Origin of the sequence: Hyphomonas johnsonii MHS-2, assembly GCF_000685275.1 — a bacterium.
Lineage (GTDB): Bacteria > Pseudomonadota > Alphaproteobacteria > Caulobacterales > Hyphomonadaceae > Hyphomonas > Hyphomonas johnsonii.
The window spans coordinates 44,633-58,336 of record NZ_ARYK01000005.1 but is presented as its reverse complement, the minus strand read 5'-3'; the positions used below and the strand labels follow the sequence as shown (position 1 = coordinate 58,336).

Annotated in this window: 14 protein-coding genes and 1 tRNA gene; 10 read left to right on the top strand and 5 right to left on the bottom strand. The window is 63.1% G+C overall.

The genetic code is table 11. From position 1 onward, the window contains the following. The first annotated feature begins 4 nt into the window (after positions 1-4). Positions 5-1,015 carry an alpha/beta fold hydrolase gene (locus HJO_RS10880; RefSeq protein WP_051618522.1) on the top strand — a complete coding sequence of 337 codons (1,011 nt, stop codon included), beginning with the start codon at positions 5-7 and terminating at the stop codon, positions 1,013-1,015. A 13-nt stretch (positions 1,016-1,028) separates the two neighbouring features. Here HJO_RS10880 and HJO_RS10875 read toward each other — a convergent pair whose 3' ends face one another. From HJO_RS10875 to sdhC, 4 genes are read right to left on the bottom strand one after another with little or no spacing between them, the layout of a single operon-like run. Then, complete coding sequence (locus HJO_RS10875; RefSeq protein WP_035616878.1) at positions 1,029-1,811, bottom strand: succinate dehydrogenase iron-sulfur subunit; 783 nt, start codon at positions 1,809-1,811, stop codon at positions 1,029-1,031. 10 nt (positions 1,812-1,821) lie between these two features. After that, on the bottom strand, positions 1,822-3,609 hold the full coding sequence (gene sdhA / locus HJO_RS10870) for a succinate dehydrogenase flavoprotein subunit (RefSeq protein WP_035617169.1): 1,788 nt from the start codon (positions 3,607-3,609) through the stop codon (positions 1,822-1,824). Between the two features lie 23 nt (positions 3,610-3,632). Then, on the bottom strand, positions 3,633-4,028 hold the full coding sequence (gene sdhD, locus HJO_RS10865; protein WP_035616877.1) for a succinate dehydrogenase, hydrophobic membrane anchor protein: 396 nt from the start codon (positions 4,026-4,028) through the stop codon (positions 3,633-3,635). 11 nt (positions 4,029-4,039) lie between these two features. Beyond that, on the bottom strand, positions 4,040-4,438 hold the full coding sequence (gene sdhC / locus HJO_RS10860; RefSeq protein ID WP_035616876.1) for a succinate dehydrogenase, cytochrome b556 subunit: 399 nt from the start codon (positions 4,436-4,438) through the stop codon (positions 4,040-4,042). 92 nt (positions 4,439-4,530) lie between these two features. On the opposite strand from sdhC, the gene HJO_RS10855 reads away from it, so the two are divergent. The 8 genes from HJO_RS10855 (at position 4,531) to HJO_RS10820 (ending at position 12,865) form a co-directional block, all read left to right on the top strand. Beyond that, on the top strand, positions 4,531-6,279 hold the full coding sequence (locus HJO_RS10855) for a DUF885 domain-containing protein (protein ID WP_035616875.1): 1,749 nt from the start codon (positions 4,531-4,533) through the stop codon (positions 6,277-6,279). Further along, complete coding sequence (locus HJO_RS10850; RefSeq protein ID WP_035616874.1) at positions 6,276-6,989, top strand: type 1 glutamine amidotransferase; 714 nt, start codon at positions 6,276-6,278, stop codon at positions 6,987-6,989. The genes HJO_RS10855 and HJO_RS10850 overlap by 4 nt, the downstream gene beginning before the upstream one ends. 108 nt (positions 6,990-7,097) lie before the next feature. Continuing rightward, a complete protein-coding gene (locus tag HJO_RS10845) occupies positions 7,098-8,612 on the top strand; it encodes a phosphomannomutase/phosphoglucomutase (protein ID WP_035617168.1) in 1,515 nt (504 codons plus the stop codon). A gap of 5 nt (positions 8,613-8,617) precedes the next feature. Then, on the top strand, positions 8,618-9,049 hold the full coding sequence (locus HJO_RS10840) for a hypothetical protein (RefSeq protein ID WP_035616873.1): 432 nt from the start codon (positions 8,618-8,620) through the stop codon (positions 9,047-9,049). Positions 9,050-9,139: 90 nt separating this feature from the next. Beyond that, a complete protein-coding gene (locus tag HJO_RS10835) occupies positions 9,140-10,444 on the top strand; it encodes a UDP-glucose dehydrogenase family protein (protein WP_035616872.1) in 1,305 nt (434 codons plus the stop codon). 34 nt (positions 10,445-10,478) lie between these two features. Further along, complete coding sequence (fsa, locus tag HJO_RS10830) at positions 10,479-11,129, top strand: fructose-6-phosphate aldolase (RefSeq protein ID WP_035616871.1); 651 nt, start codon at positions 10,479-10,481, stop codon at positions 11,127-11,129. 8 nt (positions 11,130-11,137) lie between these two features. Continuing rightward, a complete protein-coding gene (gene thiD, locus HJO_RS10825) occupies positions 11,138-11,953 on the top strand; it encodes a bifunctional hydroxymethylpyrimidine kinase/phosphomethylpyrimidine kinase (protein WP_035616870.1) in 816 nt (271 codons plus the stop codon). 90 nt (positions 11,954-12,043) lie between these two features. Further along, the gene (locus tag HJO_RS10820; protein ID WP_035617167.1) at positions 12,044-12,865 is read left to right on the top strand and encodes a PhzF family phenazine biosynthesis protein; all 822 of its coding nucleotides are present in this window, start codon (positions 12,044-12,046) and stop codon (positions 12,863-12,865) included. 14 nt (positions 12,866-12,879) lie between these two features. On the opposite strand, the gene HJO_RS10815 is transcribed toward HJO_RS10820, so the two are convergent. Then, positions 12,880-12,966: transfer RNA gene (locus HJO_RS10815), tRNA-Leu, on the bottom strand. A gap of 90 nt (positions 12,967-13,056) precedes the next feature. Here HJO_RS10815 and HJO_RS10810 point away from each other — a divergent pair. Continuing rightward, entirely contained in the window at positions 13,057-13,698 is a 642-nt protein-coding gene (locus tag HJO_RS10810; RefSeq protein ID WP_051618547.1) for an exopolysaccharide biosynthesis protein, read from the top strand. Positions 13,699-13,704: the final 6 nt, after the last annotated feature.

Here is a 13,704-nt window from a genome sequence, read left to right as displayed (position 1 = left end):
ATCGATGTTCCGCAGCCTTGTCGCAATAGTCGTAACACTGACCATTGTTCTCGGGGCCGGTTGGTTCGCCATGCGCCGTGCCGACATTCCTTACGACCGTCTTGAATCCCTGTATGCCGGGTCAGACAGCGAGTTCATGCCGCTCGGCGACGATGTCCGGATCCATTACCGGGATGTCGGCCCGCGTGACGGAAAGGTGCTCGTCCTGGTCCACGGCTTTTCCGCATCGCTGCACACGTGGGAACCCTGGATCAAGCACCTCGCCCGCGACTACCGCGTGGTGGCCCTCGACCTTCCAGGGCATGGCCTCAGCCGTTGCTTTGCTGACGAACCGGCCGGCATCGGACAGTTTGTCGATGTCATCGACCGGGTGACGGGCCAGCTTGGCATTGAGCATTTCACCCTGGCTGGCAGCTCGATGGGTGGGCACACGGCCTGGAACTATGCGCTTGCGCATCCGGAAAAGCTGGACGGCCTGGTTCTGGTTGATGCATCGGGCTGGCCATCGACCGAGGACGAGGCCAAGTCGTCGCCGATCGTGTTCAAGCTGCTCGCCAATCCGGTCGCGCGCAACGTGATGAAAGACCTCGACATGTCCGGCCTAATCAGGTCCGGCCTCGAAGACAGCTTTTCGGACACGACGCGCGTGACGGATGCCATGGTGGAACGCTACGCCGCGCTCGGTCGGGCGCCCTGCCACCGCGAGGCGATCCTGGGCCTGATGACCAGGCGCGGCGACAGGCGCGATGCAAGTGATGCTGTGCTGGCCCCGATCACCACGCCGACACTGATCCTGCAGGGCGCAGAGGACAATCTTGTGCCGGCTGCGCATGGCGAGAAGTTCCATGCCGCGATCGCGGGCTCGACGTTCAAACTGTATGCCAATGTCGGCCACCTGCCGCAGGAAGAAGTGCCTGCCGAGTCGCTTGCCGACCTGCGCGCCTTCCTGTCAGGAACGGTCTATCCAGCGCCTGCAGCAGACCTGTCTGCTGCAGATGCAATGGCCGGGAACTAGGCGCTCCCGGCGATCAGGATACGCGTTCGACCATCATTTTCTTGATCTTGGCGATGGCCTTGGCCGGGTTCAGGCCTTTCGGACAGACCTGCGCGCAGTTCATGATCGTGTGGCAGCGATACAGCTTGAACGGGTCTTCAAGGTCGTCAAGACGCTCGCCGGTCGCTTCGTCGCGGCTGTCGATCAGCCAGCGATAGGCCTGCAGCAGCGCGGCGGGGCCGAGATACTTGTCGCCGTTCCACCAGTAGGACGGGCATGACGTCGAGCAGCAGGCGCACAGGATGCACTCGTAGAGGCCGTTGAGTTCGTTGCGGTCTTCTTCCGACTGCTTGCGTTCCTTCTCCGGGTTCGGCGTGACGGTCTTCAGGAAGGGCTGCACATAGGCGTGCTGCGCGTAGAAATTCGTCAGGTCGGGGATCAGGTCCTTGACCACCGGAAGGTGGGGCAGGGGGGCAATCGAGATCACGCCGCCCGGCAGTTCGTCGAAACCCTTGGTGCAGGCGATGGTGTTGTTACCGGCAATGTTCATCGAGCACGAGCCGCACACGCCTTCCCGGCAGGACCGGCGGAACGCCAGTGTCGGGTCGATATTGTTCTTGATGTACAACAGGACGTCCAGGATCATGGTCCCGGCCTTGTCCAGGTCGACCCAGTACAGGTCCCAGCGCGGGTTGCCGTTCTCTTCCGGGCTGAAGCGATAGATGCGGAACTGGCGCAGGTTGGTGGCGCCCTGCGGCTTCGGCCACGTCTTGCCCTTGCCGACCCTGGAGTTCTTTGGAAGCGTCAGTTGGACCATATCAAAACTCCTAGTAAATCCGTGCCTTGGGCTCGATGTACGCAATGTCGTTCGACATCGTGTAATCGTGCACGCCGCGATAATCGATCGTCACCTTGCCGGTGTCGGAGACCCAGGCGAGCGTGTGCTTCATCCACTTCTCGTCATTGCGGTCGGCGAAGTCTTCGCGGGCGTGTGCGCCGCGGCTCTCTTCGCGATTGGCAGCCGAATTCACGGTCACCGCCGCCTGTGCGATCAGGTTGTCGAATTCCAGCGCTTCCAGAAGGTCCGTGTTCCAGACCAGTCCGCGATCCTTGACGTCCAGCCCGGGCAGTTTCTTGTAGACCGCATCGATCGCCTCGATACCGTTCCTGAGGACGGGGCCGGTGCGGAACACGGCACAATCGGCCTGCATCGCTTTCTGCATTTCCAGGCGCAGCTTGGCGACCGGCTGGTCGCCCGTCGCATTCCGGATCCGGTCGAAGCGCGCGATGTGGGCGTCAGTGGCGCTAGCGGGCAGCTCCGGCTGGGTCGCGCCGGCTTCCGTGGTTGCACCGCAGCGCAGCCCGGCCGCGCGGCCGAACACGACAAGGTCGATCAGCGAATTGGAACCGAGGCGGTTGGCGCCATGCACCGACACGCAGGCCGCTTCGCCGACAGCCATCAGGCCCGGCACGACCGAATCGGCGTCGTCGCCTTTCTTGGTCAGCACTTCGCCATGATAGTTCGTCGGGATGCCGCCCATATTGTAGTGCACGGTCGGCAGGACCGGGATCGGTTCCTTGGTGACGTCGACACCGGCAAAGATCTTCGCGGTTTCCGAAATGCCGGGCAGGCGTTCGGCGAGGACCGAGGCGCCAAGGTGTTCGAGGTGCAGGTGCAGGTGGTCCTTTTCCGGGCCAACCCCGCGGCCTTCGCGGATTTCCACCGTCATGGCGCGGCTGACGACATCACGCGAGGCGAGGTCTTTCGCGGAGGGCGCATAGCGCTCCATGAAGCGTTCGCCCTCGGAATTGGTCAGGTAGCCGCCTTCGCCGCGTGACCCTTCGGTGATCAGGCAGCCCGATCCGTAAATGCCGGTCGGGTGGAATTGCACGAATTCCATGTCCTGCAGCGGCAGGCCGGCGCGCAGCACCATGGCATTGCCGTCGCCGGTACAGGTGTGGGCCGACGTGCAGGAGAAGAAGGCGCGGCCATAGCCGCCGGTCGCCATGATCGTTTTCTGCGCGCGGAACCGGTGCAGCGTGCCGTCGTCCAGTTTCCAGGCGGTCACGCCCCGGCAGACGCCATCGTCGTCCATGATCAGGTCGAGGGCGATATATTCAATGAAGAACTCGGTCTCTTCGCGCACGCACTGGCCGTATAGCGTGTGAAGCATGGCGTGGCCGGTACGGTCGGCGGCGGCGCAGGTGCGCTGGACAGGGCCTTCGCCGAAATCGCGCGTCATGCCGCCAAAGGCGCGCTGGTAGATCTTGCCTTCATCGGTCCGCGAGAACGGCATGCCCCAGTGCTCAAGCTCGTACACTGCGGCCGGTGCCTCGCGGCAGAGATACTCGATGGCATCCTGGTCGCCCAGCCAGTCGGATCCCTTGACGGTGTCGTACATGTGCCAGCGCCAGTTGTCCTCACCCATGTTGCCGAGCGAGGCGGCGATGCCGCCCTGTGCAGCAACCGTGTGCGAGCGGGTCGGGAAGACCTTGGTGATGCAGGCGGTCTTGAGACCGGCCTGGGCGGCGCCCAGCGCAGCGCGCAGGCCCGAGCCGCCGGCGCCGACGACAACGACGTCGTAAGTGTGATCAATGAATGTATAGTCGGTCATGTTCGTTTCTCCCGCGGCGGCCATCAGGCGCCCGCGCCAATCCACAGTTTCAGGACAGATAGCGCGACCGTCACGAACAGCGCGATTGCGGCGAAACTGTTCAGGATCAGCAAGGCCGTGCGTGTGCTCGTCTTCGCGATATAGTCCTCGATGATGATCTGCATGCCGATACGCATGTGATAGAATGTGGCGCCCGCAGTCAGGATCAGCAGGATGGCGTTCCACGGCTTGCCGGCCCATTCGGCCGCCGATTCATAGCCGGCGTTCGTCGCGCTGATCACCGAAAAGATGAACCAGGGCACCAGGAAGACAAGCGCGATTGCCGTGACGCGCTGGCGGATATGGTCGTGCGTGCCAGCTCTGGCAGACCCGAGCCCGCGCGCGGCCTTTGCCGGTGTGATGAATTCGTTATTGGCCATGGTTGGACCCCTTACAACCAGAGAATGGTGGCCCAGATGGCCACTGCGCCCAGGACGGCAAATACATAGAGAAAAACGGATACGGCGCTGGCGGTCTTGGGTTCAAAACCGATATGCGGACCGTCCCAGAGCAGGAAGCGGATGCCGGTGGCGAAGTGGAACAGGGCGGCGATTGTCCAGACGAACAGGACCACCTGTCCCGGAATGGACGTGAAGGCGGGTTCCAGCAGGGCATAGGTTTCAGGACCGCTGGCCAGGGCGATCAGCCAGGCCCCGATCAGGAACGTGCCGAAGTACAGGCCCATGCCGGTAATGCGGTGCGTGATCGAGGCAAACATCGTGGCGTGGTAGCGCCAGATTTGCAGATGGGGCGACAGGGGGCGTGAATTGGCCCGGTTGGTGCCTGACATGAAAGGTTACCTCACCTGTAATGAAATGCTTGGCTTCGCGTTCTAGGCACCTCTATGATCCTGTCAACGTGAACGGCAATAGGAGCGACAATATGAAACCGCTGATTTTCGGTCTCAGCCTGTTGATATGTCCCCTGCTGGCCACTGCAGACCCGGCACCGGACCCGATGGATGCGATCGTCGTCGCGTACGAAGCCTATGTGCGATCGGTCAATCCCGAGGAAGCGGCGCGCGAGGACGGAACCGAGGCGCGCCAGTGGCGCGATGTCCGCCCGGACGTGCTGGCCGCGCATGCCACCGTGGCGCAGGACCTGCTGGCGCGCATTGACGCGGCCGAGACATCCCGCACCGTCGACAAGGCGATCCTGAAGCGCCTGCTGCGTGGCGACCTCGACGACGTGAAGTACGATTCTGCGCGCATTCCGTTCACAGGTGACTGGGGCTTCCAGGCCGAACCGGTCTTTGCTGCGATGGAAACGAAACTGACAACACAGGCCGAGGCCGAGGCCTGGATCGCTCGCCTGAACGACGTTCCCCGCTATTTCACCGAGAATATCGAAAACATGCGGCGCGGTGTTGCCACCGGCTGGACGGCCCATGTCGATCCGCTGACGACGATGTCGGACCAGATTCGCGAACAGCTTGTCTCCGATCCGGCTGACAGCGACTTCTACAAGCCGTTCCTCACCCTGCCGGAAGACATGGCGCCGGACGTGGCCGACCGCCTGCGCGCGGAAGGGCTGGCCGCCGTGTCACATGCCCTGCTGGCCTATGCCGACACGCTGCGCTTCCTGGAAACGGAATATGCGCCGCATGCTCGGGCGGGCGCCGGAATCGCAGACCTGCCGGGTGGCCGTGAGGCCTACGCTGCCTATGTCGAGCACCATACTGCGGGCGCTGGCTATACACCGGTCGAGATCCACGAACTGGGCGAACGCGAAGTCGCGCGCATCCGGGCCGAGATGGAAGCAATCATCGACGAGATCGGTTTCGAGGGCAGTTTTGCCGACTTCCTGGTGTTCCTGCGGACGGATCCGCAATTCTATGCCACCTCCGCCGAAGACCTGATGGCCAGGGCCAAGGCGGTTGCCGCGCGCATGGACGCGATCCTGCCGGTCTATTTCGGCCACCTGCCCAAGCTGGCCTATGATGTCGAGCCGGTGCCGCTGGCGATCGCGCCGGGCTATACGACGGGGCGCTATGTCGAGGGCGACCCGGCCGAGGGGCGCCACGGCATCTACTGGGTCAATACCTACGCACTGGAGCAACGCCCACTCTACGAACTTCCTGCCCTGACTGCGCATGAAGCCGTGCCGGGCCATCACCTGCAGATCGCCCTCAGCCAGGAAATGAGCGACCAGCCGAAATTCCGGCAGGACTATTATGCGACTGCATTCGGGGAAGGCTGGGGCCTCTATGCCGAGCACCTCGCTGGCGAGGCCGGCCTGTACGAAACGCCCTATGAGCGCTTCGGCGGCCTTTCAATGGAGATGTGGCGGGCCTGCCGGCTTGTCGCCGACACGGGCCTGCACTGGTATGGCTGGACGCGGGACGAGGCCGAGACCTGTTTCAAGGACAATACCGCGCTCGCCCAGCTGAATATCGACAATGAGGTGACCCGCTATATCGGCTGGCCGGGGCAGGCGGTCGCCTACAAGGTGGGCGAGCTGAAAATCCGGGAACTCCGGGCAGAGGCGGAAGCCGCGCTGGGCGCGCAGTTCGATATCCGCGCGTTCCATGATGCGGTCCTCGAAGAGGGGGCCGTGCCGCTCGACGTCCTCGACAGCCACATCAAGAGCTGGGTGGCCGGGCAGCTGCCGGAGGCGCCAGCGGCGCCATGAAGCTGACCATCGTCGAGACGGGCCTCGTTCCGGAGCCTATCCGGGCATCATTCGTGGACTATCCGGGCATGTTCCGTGCACTTCTTCGTGCATCGGATCCGCAGCTGGAATTCGACACCGTGTCCGTGATCAAGGGCGAATCCCTGCCGGATCCGGCCTCGCTGGACGCTGTCCTGATCACTGGATCGCCTGCAGGCGTTTACGATGACGCCCCCTGGATTGCGCCGCTGATGGACTTCGCCCGCGCGGCTGCGGCGACAGGCACGCCGCAGGTCGGCATCTGTTTCGGGCACCAGCTGCTCGCTGCGGCGCTCGGTGGCAAGGTGATCAAGTCCCCCAAAGGCTGGGGAGTCGGCCGCCACACCTATGACGTGCTGGCCTGCCCGGATTTTGCCGCCAGAAAGTGCCCGGATTCGATCGCGATCGCCGTCAGCCATCAGGACCAGGTCGTGGAGTTGCCGCCTGGCGCCGACGTCATCGCGCGATCGGATTTCACGCCCTATGCCGGCCTTTACTATGCCAAGGGCCCCGCCATCAGTTTCCAGTGCCACCCTGAGTTCGATGACAGCTATTCTGCTGCGCTCTATACGGCGCGGGCCGACCGTCTCGGGCCTGCTGCGGCTGACGCGGTCGCCTCGCTGGCACGCCCCGGCGACAATGCGCTCGTAGGCGCGTGGATCGCGGACTTCCTGAAACGCCATGTGCGCTGAGCGATCCGGCGGTTAACATATCGCCTGTGGCGCGAAGCCTGCATTCGGTTGCCAGACACGCCAGACTTGTGTTGAACACCTGATGAAACCCGGAGATTGCCCACCATGATGCCGAAACCCCTCGCCCATATTCCCGCCAATACGCTGGAATTCGAGATCTTTCCGATGGTGAAACCCACGGGGTTTCGCGAGTATGATGCGCGCTGGTGGTTCAATGGCATTGGCCATGAGAAGCCGCCTGAACTGAACTTTACCGGTGTGCAGGCGCTGGGCCTGGGCATGGCGACCCTTTTCCACGAGATGGGCGTCACGCCAAAGGTCGTGACCGGCCATGATTTCCGGTCGATCAGCCAGCCAATCAAGAATGCCCTGATCCTGGGCATGGTCCAGGGCGGTTGCGAAGTGCTCGATGTCGGCCTCGCCCTGTCGCCTATGGTCTACTGGAGCCAGTTCGAACTGGATGCAGCCTGCTGCGCAATGGTCACCGCCAGCCATAACGAGAATGGCTGGACCGGCGTCAAGATGGGGGCGGACCGGCCGCTGACCTTTGGCCCGGTCGAGATGGGCCGCCTGAAGGAAATCGTCATGGGCGGCGACTTCCAGCCGCGCGCCGGCGGGGCCCATTACAGGGTGGATGGCATGCGCGAGAAGTACATCGCGTCTGTTGCCGACGGCGTGAAGCTGTCGCGTCCGATCAAGGTGATCGCGGCCTGCGGCAACGGGACGGCAGGGGCGTTTGCTCCCGATGCCCTGCGGGCCATGGGCGCCGAGGTCATCGAGATGGATTGCAACCTCGACAACACGTTCCCGAAGTACAATCCGAACCCCGAAGATGCCGAAATGCTGCACGAAATGTCAAAAGCCGTAAAAGACCTCGGCGCCGATGTGGTGCTTGGATTCGATGGCGACGGTGACCGTTGCGGTGTGGTCGACAATACCGGTGAGGAAATCTATGCCGACAAGATCGGCCTGATGTTGGCGCGCGACCTGTCGAAGAATTTCAAGGATGCGACGTTCGTTGTCGATGTGAAGTCGACCGGCCTCTACAAGACTGACCCCATCCTCAAGGAAAACGGCGCGACCGTCGATTATTACAAGACCGGCCATTCCTACATCAAGCGCCGCACCAACGAGCTGGGCGCCCTCGCGGGGTTCGAGAAGTCCGGCCACTTCTTCTTCCGCCCGCCAATCGGGCTGGGCTATGACTGCGCGCTGACCGCCGCCAAGGCGATCCTCGAAATGCTCGATCGCAACCCCGGAAAGACGATGGCCGACCTGCGCGACGAACTGGGAGTGGCCTATACGTCTCTCACCATGTCGCCGCATTGCGGTGACGAGGTGAAGTATGGCGTGATCGACCGGATGGTTGCCGAATACGAAACCCTCAACGGCACAATGATTCTCGGCCGCAAGGTGGTTGACGTGAACACCGTCAATGGTGCGCGCGTGACGCTGGAGGATGGTAGCTGGGTGCTCGTGCGCGCATCTTCGAACAAGCCGGAACTGGTTGTCGTGGTGGAATCCATGGCCAGCGAAGAGGACATGCGCGATCTCTTCCACAAGGAAGTCAAACCCCGGCTGGGCAAGCATGCCGAGGTTGGGGCGTACAATCAGGAGATCTGAGGCCGATGGCACTCAATCCTAACTATTCTGCCGTGTCGGGCCGCCAGCACGTCACAGGTAACTGGGCCCTGACCCTGCCGGGCGAATTCAACCGGCGCGAAGAACAGGCCGGCCTCTGCTTCTGGCGCCCCGGCCTGACGGTCTGGCTGACCGCCTATGGCGTCGAGGACGGCATGTCGATCGACGACCGGATGGCCCGCGACAAGGCAAATGCGTCACCCGAGGCGAGCGAAATCAGCGAATCAGTTGGCGGCGGCGTCGCCCGGCTCAGCTACCGCTTGTCGGAGACGCGTGGTGACGGCGCCCGCGTCCAGGGGCTCTACGCGTTCGCGCACGGCGCCGAAGGGCAGGTCATGGTCGCGGCGTATTTCGATGACGAGACCGATCTGGATGCGGCACGCCAGATCGGCGCATCGCTCGAATATCTCGGCGCCTAGGACGCGCATGACCGCGGGCCCTTGACCTCGCGGTTCAAAAATCGCACCCCTCGCCTGCACTTTTACCGGACAGTTTATCGAGGGTTTTCCATGCGTGTTACGATGATTGGCACGGGTTATGTCGGGCTTGTTTCAGGCGCCTGTTTCGCGGACTTCGGCCATGTCGTGACCTGCGTTGACAAGGATGTTTCGAAGATCGACCGCCTGAAGAACGGCGTCATGCCGATCTACGAACCGGGCCTCGATGCGCTCGTTGCGAGCAATGTCGAGGAAGAGCGGCTGTTCTTCACGACGGATGCATCCGAGGCCATCGCCGACGCCGACGCCGTCTTCATCGCCGTCGGCACACCGTCGCGGCGCGGCGACGGGCACGCGGACCTGTCCTACGTTTATGCGGCAGCCGAGGAAATAGCCGGCCTGATGGACGGCTTTACGGTTGTCGTGACGAAGTCCACCGTGCCGGTTGGCACGGGCGACGAGGTCGAGCAGATCATGCGCAAGGTCCGTCCGGACGGTGACTTTGCGGTCGTCTCCAACCCGGAATTCCTGCGCGAAGGCGCCGCCATCAAGGATTTCAAGATTCCCGACCGCGTCGTCGTCGGGACAGAAGACGAGCGGGCGCAGCAGGTGATGCGCGAATTGTACCGGCCACTCTTCCTCAACGAGACGCCCATCCTGTTCACCGACCGACGCACGTCGGAACTGATCAAGTATGCCGCCAACGCCTTCCTGGCGGTAAAGATCACCTTCATCAACGAGATGGCGGACCTGTGTGAAAAGGTCGGCGCGAATGTCCAGGAAGTTTCCCGTGGGATCGGCCTCGACAACCGGATCGGCCGGAAATTCCTGAATGCCGGTCCCGGATATGGCGGCAGCTGTTTCCCCAAGGATACGCTTGCCCTGACGAAGACGGCAAATGATGCCGGCGCGCCGGTCAGGATTGTCGATACCGTCGTCCAGGTGAATGCGGACCGCAAGCGGGCCATGGCCGAAAAGGTGATCCGCGCCATGGGCGGTGATGTCCAGGGCAAGACAATCGGTGTTCTCGGCCTCGCATTCAAGCAGAACACGGACGACATGCGCGACGCTCCGAGCCTCGACATCCTGCCGGCGCTGATGGCCGCAGGGGCGAAGATCCGGGCGTTCGACCCCGAAGCGATGACTGAAGCAAGCCATCTTCTGGAGGGAGTGGAATTTGCTTCCAACCCGTACGCCGCGATCGAAGGTGCCGACGCGATGGTCATCATCACCGAATGGGACCAGTTCCGCGCGCTCGATTTTGATCGGGTCAAAACTGCATTGAAATCCAATATCGTGGTAGACCTGCGCAATATCTACTCGCCTGAAGACATGGCGGCCCTCGGGTTTGCCTACACGTCCATCGGCCGACCATAGTTTCCTCAAGCCCCATCACACTGGATCCATCGCAATGAAATTCTTTGTCGACACTGCAGACACCAAGGACATCGCAGAACTCGCCGAGACCGGCCTGATTGACGGGGTGACCACCAATCCGTCGCTGATCGCCAAGTCCGGCCGCCCCTTTGCGGAGGTGATCAAGGAAATTTGCGGCCTGGTCCCCGGCCCGGTCAGCGCGGAAGTTGTCGCGATCGATACCGAGGGCATGGTCAGCGAAGGCCGCAAGCTGGCCAGGATCGCGGAAAATGTTGCCGTCAAACTGCCGCTGACCTGGGACGGCCTCAAGGCGTGCCGGACGCTGTCGGACGAAGGCACGGCGGTCAACGTGACGCTCTGCTTCTCGGCCAACCAGGCGCTGCTCGCCGCCAAGGCCGGTGCGGCATTCATCTCTCCCTTCATCGGGCGTCTCGACGACATCAATGTCGACGGCATGGAGCTGATCAGCGACATCCGGCAGATCTACGACAATTACCTGTTCGACACCGAAATCCTCGCCGCATCGATCCGGACACCAAACCACGTGAAATTGTGCGCGCTCGCCGGCGCGGATGTCGCAACGATGCCGCCTTCGGTGATCAAGGCGCTCGCCAATCATCCCTTGACCGACAAGGGCCTCGAGGCCTTCCTTGCCGACGCGAAGAAAGCCGGGATCAAGGTCTGAGGCGCGACATGGCAGAGGTCGAGGGTCCCCGGGGACGGGTCCTGATCATCGCCGGATCGGATTCCGGCGGCGGCGCAGGAATCCAGGCTGATATCAAGACGGTCACCATGCTGGGCGGCTATGCCATGACGGCGGTGACAGCAATCACGGTGCAGGACACGACGGGCGTTCACGCCGTCTGGCCGGTCCCCATCGAGACCGTCACCGGACAGATGCAGGTGACCCTGGCGGACATTGGCGCCGACATCATCAAGACAGGGATGCTGGGATCCGCCGCGCTGGTCGAGGCGATCGCGGAATGCCTCGCCATGCAGGCGCCGGGCGTGCCGCGCGTGATCGATCCCGTCATGGTTGCGACGTCAGGGGACCGGTTGGTCGATGGCAGGGCGGTTGACGCCATCCGTTCGGAACTGGTGCCCAGCGCGCGGCTCGTCACGCCGAACGCGCCGGAAGCCGAAGTCCTGACTGGCAAGGCTGTTGAAACCGTGGATGGCCAGCGCCGCGCGGCAGAGCGGCTGCTGGAACTCGGAGCGCATGGCGCACTGGTCAAGGGCGGGCATGTCGGCGGGGACCTGATCACCGACGTGCTGCAGACGACGACCGGCGAGTGGATATTCGAAAGCCCCCGCATCAGGACACAATCGACGCACGGCACGGGCTGCACCCTGGCCTCCGCGATTGCCGCACACCTCGCCCAGGGCGCCAGCGTACCGGATGCCGTGGAGCAGGCGCGCGCCTATATCATGGGGGCGATCCGGTCGGCAAAGGGGTTCGGCCACGGCCACGGCCCCCTGAACCATGGCTGGTGTCTCGACCGGGATTGACCGGCTTTAGCCGCTCTGATGGACGGCTCAGGAAAGATCGTTTCAATGGGTGCGCCCGTTGTGCTTTATCCCGGGTCCGGAGGTTTCACCATGACCCGATCCCTGACCCTGTACCAGGTCGATGCGTTTGCAGAGCGAGCCTTTCAAGGAAACCAGGCCTGCATCATCCCGCTGGAGGCCTTCCTGCCCGATGACGTCATGCTGGCCATTGCGGCCGAGAACAATGTTGCCGAGACGGCCTACATTGTCCGGACGGGCGACAGCCGTTGGAACCTGCGCTGGTTTACCCCGGCCGTGGAAGTGCCTCTATGCGGACATGCCACGCTCGCGGCGGCGCATGTCCTTTTCGCGCATGAAGGGTTTACAGGCGACGCAATCGCTTTCGACACGGTGAAATCCGGCTGCCTGACCGTGCAACGGCGGGATGACGGACGGCTGGCCATGGATTTCCCGTCGGCACCAGTCAGCGAAATCGAGGTCAGCGACGAGGTGGCCGCCGCATTGGGCGCGCGTCCCGTTCAGGCCTGGGGCGGCATCTTCTACGCGGCGCGGTTCGAAACCCCAGCTGACGTCCAGGCGCTGGCACCCGACCTCAAGGCGTTGAAATTGCTGGGCGCGCCCGGCGAGGGCTGGGACAGGGGCAATTTCGGGTGTTTTGCGGCCGGCGGCGAGGGGGTCGACGTGACCAGCCGGTTCTTTGCGCCCGGCAGCGGGATCGATGAAGACCCGGCCACAGGAAGCTGGCACACGATGCTGGCCCGGATCATGTCGGAACGCTATGGCCTCGATGCCATCACATGCTTGCAGGCCTATCCCGGTCGCGGAGGGCGCATCGACGCGGCGTTGCGCGGCGACCGCGTCAGCCTGATCGGGCGGGCCGTGACAACCGTGGAAGGCCGGTTCTACCTGTAACCGGCCGCGCCGGGTGGTACCTCTGGCCGGACTCGAACCGGCACTCTGTCACCAGAAACGGATTTTGAATCCGTCGCGTCTACCAGTTCCGCCACAGAGGCCCCTGTTCAGGGAAGGCCTCTCCTGCCGCATCGCTGCCTGTGCTGTCAATCATCTCGACGCGGGCAGCAAAGATCGCTAACACCGCGCGCATGCCTGCTGCGCCTCCCGCTCCTGAACGCACCCTGTTGCAAAGCCTCGAATCCATGGCCGAACGGGCACCGGAAGAGGGGCTGTCGCTGCGCGCGATTCTCGACCAGCTGGACGAGAGCGCCTTTGGCGCAGGCCTGTTCTTTCTGGCGCTGCCCTGCTGCATCCCGTTTCTCTACGGTGTGCCGCAAATCGTTTCACTGCCGATGATGGCGCTTGCCGGCCAGATGGCAGCCGGGCGCGAATTGCCCTGGATGCCGGAAAAGTTCGGCCAGCGGAAAATCGACCGGAACGGGCTGACCCAGATGGCGAAAGGCGGGCGCAAGTGGCTCGGCTGGATCGAGACGTTCACCAAGCCACGCCTGACCGGCATCACGGGCAAGAAATCCGAGCGTGTGGTCGGGCTGTTCCTGTGCGTTTTCAGTGCATCGATCCTGGTGCCTCTCCCGATGACAAATACCGTCCCGGGCTTTGGCGTGGCGCTGGCGAGTTTCGGCCTCATCAACAAGGACGGCATTCTGGTGATCCTCGGAATCCTGGTCGGGCTTGCGTGGATATTCGGGCTCGTCGTGCTCGGGCCGGTCGCATTGCTGGCACTGATCGGTGCGTTGAAGGACTGGCTCGTGGGATTCACGACATCGTGACGCTGC